Annotated in this window: 8 protein-coding genes; 6 read left to right on the top strand and 2 right to left on the bottom strand. The window is 71.1% G+C overall.

The annotated features are described in order from the left end of the window. Positions 1–827 (bottom strand): S8 family serine peptidase (locus tag G6017_RS04025; RefSeq protein ID WP_347237939.1); only part of this gene is annotated, 827 nt, incomplete at its 3' end. Between the two features lie 281 nt (positions 828–1108). Continuing rightward, positions 1109–2647 (bottom strand): type VII secretion integral membrane protein EccD, encoded by a 1539-nt coding sequence (gene eccD, locus G6017_RS04020; protein WP_182616043.1) that lies wholly within the window; start codon positions 2645–2647, stop codon positions 1109–1111. A 220-nt stretch (positions 2648–2867) separates the two neighbouring features. Here eccD and eccCa point away from each other — a divergent pair, with 220 nt between their 5' ends. The 6 genes from eccCa to G6017_RS03990 form a co-directional block, all read left to right on the top strand. Further along, entirely contained in the window at positions 2868–6869 is a 4002-nt protein-coding gene (gene eccCa / locus G6017_RS04015) for a type VII secretion protein EccCa (protein WP_179525896.1), read from the top strand. Then, positions 6866–7684 carry a hypothetical protein gene (locus G6017_RS04010; protein WP_346995323.1) on the top strand — a complete coding sequence of 273 codons (819 nt, stop codon included), beginning with the start codon at positions 6866–6868 and terminating at the stop codon, positions 7682–7684. Before eccCa ends, G6017_RS04010 begins: the two co-directional genes overlap by 4 nt. Positions 7685–7795: 111 nt before the next feature. Then, entirely contained in the window at positions 7796–8116 is a 321-nt protein-coding gene (locus G6017_RS04005; protein ID WP_179525894.1) for a WXG100 family type VII secretion target, read from the top strand. A 28-nt stretch (positions 8117–8144) separates the two neighbouring features. Further along, positions 8145–8438, top strand: a complete 294-nt coding sequence (locus G6017_RS04000) for a WXG100 family type VII secretion target (RefSeq protein ID WP_182616040.1) — start codon at positions 8145–8147, stop codon at positions 8436–8438. Positions 8439–8631: 193 nt separating this feature from the next. Next, positions 8632–9990, top strand: coding sequence for an NAD-dependent succinate-semialdehyde dehydrogenase (locus G6017_RS03995; RefSeq protein WP_179525892.1), 1359 nt, complete (start codon positions 8632–8634; stop codon positions 9988–9990). A gap of 141 nt (positions 9991–10131) precedes the next feature. Then, positions 10132–10755: sulfurtransferase (locus G6017_RS03990; protein ID WP_182616038.1), on the top strand; the 624-nt coding region annotated here is incomplete at its 3' end.

Genomic DNA, 10755 nt, shown 5'->3' with positions numbered 1-10755 from the left:
TTCTCGATGCGCGCGATCACCTGTCGGGCGGTGAGCCCCGGGTACGCCTGTCGGACGAGCGCGGCGGTGCCGGCGACGTACGGTGCGGCGAAGCTCGTCCCGCTGATGGCGGTCCGCGCGCCGTCCCCGTCCACCACCAGGTCCGACACCCCTGCGCCGTCGGCACCGACCGATCGCAGGCCCACCGCGGGGGCGGCCACGTCGACCCACGGTCCCCTGAGCGAGAAGTCCGCTGCGGATCCGTCCGGACCGACGCCGCCCACGGCCAGCACGTGATCGTCGTACCAGGCGGGCACCGCCACGGTGACGACGTCGTCCCATCCGTCGTCCCCGGGAGCGGCGGGATCGGGGTGGTCGGGGTTCTGGTCCCCACAGGTCTGACCGACGTTGCCCGCAGCCGCCACCAGCACGACGTCGTGGTCGACCGCGGCATAGCGGACCGCTCCACCGAGCGTGTCGTCGGCCAGCGCGGTACCGGCGGGAACGCAGGCCACCTCCGAGATGTTGATCACGCCGGCACCCGCGTCCACCGCCGCGCGGATCGCCCTCGCCAGGGAGGAGAGTGTGCCGACCCCGGATCCGACCGAGGTGACGTCGGATGAGCGTGCGGTCGACCTCAGGACACTGCTCGACTGCCGGATCGAGACGATCTCGACGCCCGGCGCCACACCGGAATGGCCCGAGTCGTCCTCGCTCGCGGCCAGCACCCCGGCCACCAGAGTGCCGTGCGCATCGCAGTCCTCCGTGCCGTCCCGGCCGGGGACGACGTCGCCGGCCCCACGAACACGTGGCAGACGGGGACCGGGGTTGACACCGGTGTCGATCACGGCCACCACCTGCCCCTCCCCCCGCCCGTGGATCCACGCCGCACTGAGATCGTCAACCGTCGCGGAGGCGGGCGGGGCGGACGGGTCGAGAACTGCAGCCGTGGTGCGACAGGGGCCGTCACGCCGCAATCCCGATTCGGCTGAACCGGGATCGATAGGGCCGACCTCCGGGACGGGACCGTCGATGGAGGGCCGCTCGAGCGCGGCCGCCACCTGACCATCGACAGAGTGCGCGGTCAGGAGCGCCACGGTGGCCGCGAGGGGTACCAGCAGGCCCGACCTCATCGCTGACGGACGGTCGAGTAGACGTCCATCGCGCCCACGGCGAGCGGTACGAGCACGCATATACCGATCACCTCGATCGTCCCCACGGCGCGCAGCACGGCAGGGGAGAGTTCGACATGGGGGAGTGCCGTCGCCGCGACGACGACCGCTGCGGCCAGGGCGGCGGCCGCGGGGATCACCATCCCGACCGGCGACGGATGGGTGACGGCCGCCCCGAGCAGCAGGCCGGACGCCAGCGTCAGGGCCGATGCCAGCAGCACCGTCGTGTGCACCCGGTCGGCGTACCCGAGGCCCCGGAGGACCAACGTCAGGATCACGACCAGTGCCAGGGGAGCGGACCACCGGGTGGACGCGGGACCACCGGTCAGCGCCACGAGTGCCCCGGCCGTGCAGATCGCGCCCCCTGCGGCCAACAGGCCGGTGAGCCACGAACGTGAGGTGAGAAAGCGGTGCCTCAGGACCGCCGGTGTGGGCAGAGGTCCATGCGACCGTCGGTCATCGGCATGCCGCGCGCGCAGGTCGTGATCGACCTCGCCCAGATCCCCGGCCTCGACGTCCTCGCCCGGCGCCGGAACCGGGGGGATCGGGATCCGGGCCGCCGAGATCGACACGCCGGGTGCGGCGGTGAGCAGCAGCAGGCCTGTGAGGACGGCTCCGGCTCCGACGGCGTGCACGGGAACGGTGGTGTACGCGACGATCATGGCGGTGATCGCGCCCACCGCCGACACGAGGGCCAGAGCCAGGTAACCCGCCGCGAGACCGTACGACCGATCGTGGCCCGTCCGGAACACGGTGCACCGCAGCACACCGGCGAGGACCGCCCCGGCGGTGAGGCCACCCATCAGGTTCCCCGCTCCGCCGGGGGCCGCGCCGACCGTCCCCGCCGCGAGGACGGTGAACCCGTACGTGGACGCCCCCGCCACGGCGTGTGCGGAGACGGGGGCGGCGGTCCGGCGGAGTGCGAGGACCCCCGCGAGGCCGAGAGCGGCCAGTAGGGCGGCCACGAGAGGGGGCACGATCCCCCCGAGGTTCCACCACTGGCCGACGAGTGCGGCGACGGCGGCCACCACGGCCACCGCAGTCGTCGCGGTGGCCGTGTCGACGGCGTCGCGGCGACTCCAGACGGAGGAGCGCGCCACGTCCGGATCGGTGAGCCCCTGCAGCACGTCGTCGAACAGCGGCGCCGGAGTGGGCACGGGCCGGTGGTCCAGCACGAGGATCTCTCCGTCATGCACACGTTGTTGCGCGAGTGTCTCGGAGACGGCCAGTGGTCCACCCGCCAACCTCGACAGCTGCCATGACCCGCTCGCGTGCCCACCCATCCGGGCGTCGACGTCCACACTCGAGGCGGGCCCCGCGGCCGCCCGGATCCGATCGCGGACCAGGTCCACGATCTCGGGGATCACGGCGACGAGCTCGAGATGGGCCGGCAGACTCAGATCCACTCGTGTCGTTCGGCAGACGATCGACACCCGACGCTGGTCGAGCGGCTCGACGCCCGAAGCGACGCCCCCGGGCTCGTCCCGCCCCGTCACGCCCTGTCCTCCCACTCGTCCCTGCCCACCCGGTCGCCGGCGGTGCCACCCTGGTCGGTTGACGTCCCCGTCACGACGTGCACTGCCCTAATATCGCGCTTCGACACGGCGACCATTGTCGACGGCGGGATGCTCCCGTGGGGGCCCCTCCTCCGGTTTCGGACGAGGAACGGGTCGTCGGGGACCGGGCGGCAGGAACTGGACGAGGAGGCGGGCGCGGATGGGTGACGTGGTCTTCACCCGCGGCGAGCGGCTCGAGGCGCCGGCGGTGTCGACCGGTGAGCTCACCCTCCAGGCCCCTCCGGCACTGCCCCGTCCGACTCCCAGGCCACTGGTGCAGATCGTGCTCCCCGTCGTCCTCGTCGTCGCCGTGGTCGGGATGGTCGTGGTGATGATGCGTACGGGGATGATGCGCAACCCGATGTTCATGCTCTTCCCCGTGATGATGGCCGTCTCCGCTGTCGGAATGCTCGCCGGCAGCCTGTCCGGTGGCAACAAGACCGGTGAGACCGACGAACTGCGGAAGGACTACCTCCGCTACCTGGGTCAGACCCGGGAGACCGTCCACGAGACCGTGGCCGCACAGCGGGCGGCCGCACTGTGGCGACACCCCGACCCGGTGGAGCTGCCCGCGCTGGTCGGAACGCCACGGATGTGGGAGCGGGAGGAGGGCGACGCGGAGTACCTCACAGTACGACTGGGCCCCGGGCGGCAGTCCCTGGCGACCAGGTTGTCCGCCCCCGACACCGGTCCGGTCGACGATCTGGAGCCCGTCTCGGTCGTGAGCATGAGGCGCTTCGTGAGAGTCCACTCGGTGGTGGACGACCTGCCTGTGGCGCTGGAGTTGCGGGCGTTCGCCGCCGTCTCCCTGGACGGTGATGTGGACGTGGCGAGATCTGCGGTCAGAGCGGCACTGGCAGGACTCGTCGTCTCCCACGGTCCCGACCGGGTCCGCGTGGCGGTCGCCGCGAGCGAGGGGAACGCCCGCCGGGCCTGGGAATGGCTCAAGTGGCTCCCTCACCACGAACACCCGACGTACACGGACGGCGGCGGACGGGTGCGACTCACCGAGTTCTCACTCGCCGGGGTCGAGTCGATGCTCTCCGAGGACATCGCGGTGCGGCCCGCTTTCGGGACGAACGCGAGGGACGGTCGGGAGGTGCCTCATCTCGTTGTCATCGTGGATGGCGTGGGAGTCACCGGCGCCGAGCGTCTGGTGGCCGAGGACGGACTGGACGGCGTGACCGTTCTCGAGGTCTCCGGCAGTCGCGCCGGGCAGCTGCGCGACCTCGCGACTCGTCTCGGGTTGTGTGTCCGGCTCGACGACGACGGCAGGGCGTCGGTACACACCGAATCCGGAGAGGAGGACATCGCGAGGGCCGATTCCATGAGCCTTCCGGAAGCGGAGCGGCTCGCCATGGCACTCGCCCGCTACCGACCCGCCGACACCGTGACACACGCCGACGGCTCCACTTCCACCAGGCGGGTCCCCGGTCTGCCCGACCTGCTGGGGATCGGGATGGCCACCCGCGTCGACCCGGCGGTGGCGTGGCGACGTCGCGGCGAACGCGACCGCCTGCGCGTCCCGGTGGGGGTGAGCCCGGATGGAGCCCCCGTGGAGCTGGACCTCAAGGAGGCCGCGCACGGCGGAATGGGCCCGCACGGCCTGTGTGTCGGCGCGACAGGGTCCGGGAAGTCCGAGTTCCTGCGCACCCTCGTCCTGGGCCTGGTCGCCACGCACGACCCGGACGCGCTCAACCTGGTGCTGGTGGACTTCAAGGGCGGGGCCACGTTCCTCGGACTCGAGTCGCTGTCCCACGTGTCAGCCGTGATCACCAACCTCCAGTCCGAGATCACCATGGTCGACCGGATGCGGGATGCGCTCGAGGGCGAACTGAACCGGCGACAGGAGGTGCTCCGCGCCGCGGGCAACTACGCGGGTGTGGGCGACTACGAGGCGGCGCGGGCGAGGGGAGCGCAGCTCGATCCCCTGCCGGCACTGGTGATCGTCGTCGACGAGTTCTCCGAGCTGTTGTCCTCCAAGCCGGAGTTCGCGGAACTGTTCCTCACCATCGGGCGTCTCGGGCGCAGTCTGCACATCCATCTGCTGTTGGCGTCTCAACGGCTCGAGGAGGGACGATTGCGCGGTCTCGACAGTCACCTGTCCTACCGGATCGCCCTCAAGACGTTCTCCGCGACCGAGTCCCGCACCGTCCTGGGTGTGACCGACGCCTATCACCTGCCCGCCACGCCGGGCGCGGGCTTTCTGAAGGTCGATTCCGGCGAGCCGGTGCGATTCGACGCCGCCTACGTCTCGGGGCCCCATCGAGAGGATCGTCGACGTGACGGCTCCTCTGTCGCCGTCCCGGTCGCCCGCGCCACAGTGCGTCCGTTCACGTCCTGGTACATGCCGGTGGCCGCTCCCGCCCCATCGGCGGCCGCCGACCGACGCGACGCGCCAGTCCCCGACGACCGGGATGAGGAGACGAGTCTGCTGGACGTCCTCGTCGGTCGGCTCGCCGGTCACGGAAGACCCGCACACGAGGTCTGGCTCCCGCCTCTGGGGGCCGGCGCAGCCCTGGACACGGCGGTCGGAACAGAACCGACGGTGTCCAGCGACGAGAGCCCGCCGAGCCTGCGCTTCCCGATCGCCGAGGTCGACCTGCCGTTCGAACAGCGTCGAGCCTCCTGGGTCGTGGACCTCTCCGGGGCGGACGGCAACGTCGCGGTGGTGGGCGGGACGAGGTCGGGCAAGTCGACCACCCTGTGCACCCTGGTGCTGGCCGCCGCGGCGACCACCGGACCCGACCGGCTCTCGGTATACGTCGTGGACCTCGGTGGCGGGCTTCTCCAGTCGGTCGCCGAGCTCCCCCATGTCGGTGGTGTCGCCAGGCGCGGCGAGGACGAGAAGATCCGTCGAACGGTCGCGGAGGTTGGCGTCGAACTCAAGCGCCGGGAGGCGGCGTTCCGCGACGAGGGAGTGACGTCCGTCGACCACGCCCGCCGCCGGCTGATCGGGCGCGACGGTCGGTCGATCGCCGAGTATCCCGAGATCCTCTTGGTGATCGATGGCTGGCAGGCGTTCCGGACCGAGGTCGAGGACCTGGAACAGCTCGTGGTGGGGCTCGCCGCGGACGGCCTGTCCTACGGCGTCCACGTCGTCCTGTCCGCAGCCCGCTGGGCCGACCTCCGGCCGGCGCTGCGGGACGCGCTCGGTACCCGTGTCGAACTCCGGCTGGGTGATCCCACGGATTCGATGATCGACCGCCGGGCGGCGATGACCGTCCCCGCCTCTCCCGGCCGGGGGTTGACCCGCGAACGCCACCACATGCTCGTCTACCAACCCCGGCTCGACGGACTCGTCGACCCGGATGGCATCGCCGACGCCACCGTCTCGGCCTCCCGGCACCTGGCGCAGCGGTGGCGGGCCCTGGTGGGCCCCGTCAACGCGGCGCCGGTCAGAATGCTCCCGGAGGTCCTGCCGTACGCCCAACTCGCGGGTCTGGCGCGCCCGGGTCCGGACGGCACACGGACGCGGGTGCCTCTCGGTGTGGACGAATCCGACCTCAAGGTCGTCTACGCGGACCTCGAGGCGGACCCGCTGATGCTGGTGCTCGGCGATTCGGAATGCGGCAAGACCTCTGTTCTCCGGGCCGTCACCCGGGGGCTGGTCGCCGGCAACAGCCCACAGGCGGCGAAGGTCATCGTGGTGGACTACCGCCGCACCATGCTGGGCGAGATCGAGGGCGATCATCTCGCGGGATACGCCGCCACCGAGACGGCGCTGGTGCCGATGGTCGATCACCTGGTCCAGATCCTCGAGGGCCGGATGCCCGGCGTCGGGATCACGCCGGAGCAACTACGCGCCCGCTCGTGGTGGAACGGTCCGCGAATCCACCTGATCGTCGACGACCTCGACCTCGTCATCACCGGTGCGGGGAACCCGCTGTCCGCGCTGACCCGATTCCTCCCGCACGCCCGCGACATCGGGTTCTCCGTGGTTCTCGCGCGGAGGACCGCGGGTTCCTCGCGCGCGCTGTACGACGGTCTCGTGGGAGGGATCCGGGACCTGGGCGGCGCCGGCCTCATCATGTCCGGGAGCCGCGAGGAGGGCCCCCTTCTCGGAGGAGTACGTCCCACCCACCTGCCGGCGGGTCGGGGCAGGCTCGTCACCCGCAGCGGGGGCGTCCGACTGGTGCAGACCGCACTCGCGGAACCGTGACCCCCGTGGGCGCGACCATCGCGGTCGATCTCTCCTGTTCCGGACTGTCGGTGGCGTCGGCGTCGGCGTCGACCGTTCTCTCCCCGGCGGTCGCGCCCACCTCCGTCCTCGCAGGTGCAGACGGTTCCGCGCTACCACCCGGGGGCGATCGGATCGAGTGCTCCGAGCGGGTCGACTCCGTCGCCCTCCGGCACCCGGACCGTTGTCTGCCGGACCCGCTGGCAGGCGCTCACCGGGATCGCACCGACGTGGCCGGGCTCTCCGTCCCCGTGGAGGAACTCCTGGCGGCTCCGGTCTCCCGGGCCCTGCGGTGGGGCGCGGCGGGGGACGGAGACGGAGTGGTGCTCATCGTTCCCAGTGGGTGGGGCAACACCCGCTCCGCCCGATTGGCATCCGCTGCGGAGGGCCTGGGTGTGTCACCCCACATCGTCCGCGCGGCGCTGGTGACCGCCGAGGCGCTGCCCTCATCCTCGGCCCGCTGGGCGGTGTGCGTGGAGGCCTGCGCCGCGAGGACCACTGTGAGCCTCGTCGAACGCACGCGGGGGGAGCTGACCCTGATCGACCGGACCATCGTCCACCGGTGGGATCCGTGCCGGGATTCGATGCGCGACGACGAGGTGCCCCGTGTGCTCGAGGCGGTGACCGCGCTACGGCGTGGGCGGCGGGAGGCGGGCACCGGCTCCACCGAGATCCTGGCCCGCGGACGCAACGCCGAGCGGGTGGTGGACGCCTGCGATCAGGCGCGGTTGCTCTCCTTCGTCGTTCCGGATCTCGCTCCGGTCGAGGCCGCTCTCCGGCTACACGAGGGAGTCTGAGTCGCCCTCCGGGTGGTCGTCGTGGCGGATGGAACCGAACCCGGCCCCGGGGACGTCGAACACTGTGACGGACCCAGGAAGGGGCCGCAGGACCACAAAGGGGAGGACGAGATGGCCGGTTTCAACACCCACATCGGGACCATGGACACCGCGGCCAGACGGGTCGACGACGTGAACACTGAGATCGATCGACTGCTCGGGAACGTCCGGGATTCGGTGTCGCAGCTCGGAGGGTCGGTGTGGCGGGGTGCGGCCCAGGCCCGGTTCGCGACGATCATGGCGGAGTGGCAGCAGCAGAGCACCAAGCTCAACACCGCCCTGGCGGGAATCTCGGAGACCATGCGGACCAACAGCACGTCGTTCGAGGCCGCCGATCAGGACTCCGCGCAGGCGATCAGCCGGGTCGGCGCCTCCGGCCCTCTGAACATCTGACCACCCACCTCCAGTCGGGAGAATTCTCATGACCTCAGGACAGATCACCTATAACCACGGCCCGATCGAGGCGCTCGTCGGCCAGGTCGGTTCGGCGTCAACGGCGCTGCGCACCACCCTCGACGATCTCAGGGCGTACCTCGCACCGCTCGTCGCCGAATGGGAGGGCGACGCCGCTGTCGCCTATCAGGCCCACCAGAACGACTGGGACCAGGCCGCCGCCGCCCTGCAGGCGATGCTCGCGGAGATCTCGCGGGCAGCGAGTCAGGGAAACCAGGGTATGGCGGATGCCGACCGTCGCGCCGCCCAGGGATGGGCATGACGGCCCCTATCCGAGTGGCCTCACCCTGAGTGGAGGCACAGCGGCGCGGAGTCTCGGTCACCGTCGGTGTGATGACCGGGCTCCGCGCGGCCGCCGCACCCCCCGACCGGATGCAGGCGAGGCAAGGCTGTCCTACCGTCGGACGTAGAGCCGGGTCGATCACCCGGCGGACGCGAACCACGGGAGGACCCACATGTACGTCACCCACGATCCGTCAACGGGAACGACCGACAGCCAGTACGACCAGACCGACGACGTCGACGGGATCCTGTCCACCGTCACCGAGGGGTTCACCTCCTGGCGCGCCACCGACGTCGCGGAGCGGGCGCGGATCCTCCTGGCGATCGCGGACGCCTTCGACGAGCACGCCGACGAGCTCGCCAAGGCCATCACCACCGAGATGGGCAAACTGCCCGACCAGGCGCAGGGGGAGGTCAAGCTCGCCGCCTCGATCTACCGCTGGTACGGCGAGCACGGCCCCGCGCTGCTGGAGCCCGAGACGCTGGACGTGCCGGGCGCCCGCCTGAATCGCGTGACCCACGAACCGGTCGGACCCCTGGTCGGCGTGATGCCGTGGAACTACCCCTACTACCAGGTGGCCCGGTTCGCGGCCCCCAACCTGCTCCTGGGCAACACCATCGTGCTCAAGCACGCCAGCATCTGCGCGCGCTCTTCCGCGGCAATAGAGAAGGTGCAGCGCGCGGCCGGGCTTCCGGAGAACGCGTACGTCAACGTCTACGCCTCCAGCGACACGGTCGCCGAGATGATCGCCGACCCCAGGATCAAGGGCGTCTCGCTCACCGGCAGCGAGGGCGCCGGCGCCGCCGTGGCCAAGGTGGCGGGGGAGAACCTCACCACCAGCGTTCTCGAACTGGGCGGCTCGGACCCGCTCATCGTCCTGGACACCGACGACCTGGACGAGCTGGTCGAGACCGTCGGCAAGGCGCGGCTGTCGAACTGCGGCCAGGCATGCAACTCGCCCAAGCGGATGTTCGTTCCGGCGGACATGAAGGACGACTTCGTGGGCAAGCTCCGCGACCTGTACGAGGGGACCAAGGTCGGCCCCGCGGCCGACGAGGGAACCGGGCTCGGACCGCTGTCCTCGGAGGACGCCCGCGACGGGGTGGTCGAGCAGGTCGAGCGCGCCGTCGAGCAGGGCGCGACCCTCGTGACCGGAGGCCGCGCGATCGATCGACCGGGTGCGTTCATGGAGCCCACCGTCCTCACCGGCATCACCCCGGAGATGGACGCCTACACCGAGGAGATCTTCGGCCCCGTCGCCATGGTGTACGGCTACGACTCCGTCGACGAGGCCGTGCGCGTCGCCAACGACACGCCCTTCGGCCTGTCCGGCTCGGTGTGGGGGGCCGACACCGACAAGGCCTCCGAGGTGGCCGAGAAGCTCGAGGTCGGGATGGCCTACGTCAACGAGCACGGCACCACCATGGCCGGCCTGCCCTTCGGCGGCGTGAAGCGGTCGGGCTACGGCCGCGAGCTGGGCCGCTGGGGCCTCGGCGAGTTCGTCAACGTGCGGCTGCAGCGGGTCCACTGACAGCGAGTCCGCCCCGGCCCCGATACACGAGAGGGCCGGGGCGGCGCCATCCTTCGGATCGCCCAGATTCGATCCGTTGCCCCCTCAGCGCGCGTCCCTACACTTGGAAGGTGACTCATCACCAACCTTGAAAGGATCCTCATGGCATCCCCTCTGCCTTCGCAGGTCGACGTCTCGTGGCTGCACCAGCACCTCGACGACGCCGACCTCGTCGTCGTCGACGCCACCAACCACCTCCCCGTCCCCACCGACGGCCCCTACGTCCCGGAGTCGGGCGCGGAGACGTACCGGCCGGAACACATCCCCGGTGCGCTCTTCGCGGACCTCCTGGGGGACTTCGCCGACCCGGACAACCCCGAACCCTGGACCGCGCCGGACCACGAGCGGTTCGCCGCAGCCGCCGGCGCCCTCGGCATCGGAGACGGGGCGACGGTGGTCGTCTACGACCAGCACGACGGCTTCTGGGCCACCCGCTTCTGGTGGCACCTGCGCTACGAGGGCTTCGAGAACGTCACGGTGCTCGACGGCGGGCTCCCGGCCTGGAAGGCCGCCGGCCACCAGGTCACCGACGTGCTCCCCGAGCCCACGCCGCGCACCTTCACCGGCACCCGCCGCCCCGAGCTGTTCCGCTCCACCGAGGAGATCGCGGCCAGCCTGGACAATGAGAACACCATTCTCGTGAACGTGCTGGACGAGCCCACCTACCGCGGCGAGGTGGACACCTATGCCCGCCGCGGTCACATCCCCGGCAGCATCAACCTGCCG

Source organism: Dietzia sp. B44, from assembly GCF_014145245.1.
Taxonomy (GTDB): domain Bacteria; phylum Actinomycetota; class Actinomycetes; order Mycobacteriales; family Mycobacteriaceae; genus Dietzia; species Dietzia natronolimnaea.
This window is presented reverse-complemented; position numbering and strand designations above follow the sequence as displayed.

Bases quoted from the DNA above. Each gene is read 5' to 3' on its own strand.
- eccCa (WP_179525896.1), top strand. From the start codon at position 2,868: ATGGGTGACGTGGTCTTCACCCGCGGCGAGCGGCTCGAGGCGCCGGCG.
- G6017_RS04005 (WP_179525894.1), top strand. From the start codon at position 7,796: ATGGCCGGTTTCAACACCCACATCGGGACCATGGACACCGCGGCCAGA.
- G6017_RS04000 (WP_182616040.1), top strand. From the start codon at position 8,145: ATGACCTCAGGACAGATCACCTATAACCACGGCCCGATCGAGGCGCTC.
- G6017_RS03995 (WP_179525892.1), top strand. From the start codon at position 8,632: ATGTACGTCACCCACGATCCGTCAACGGGAACGACCGACAGCCAGTAC.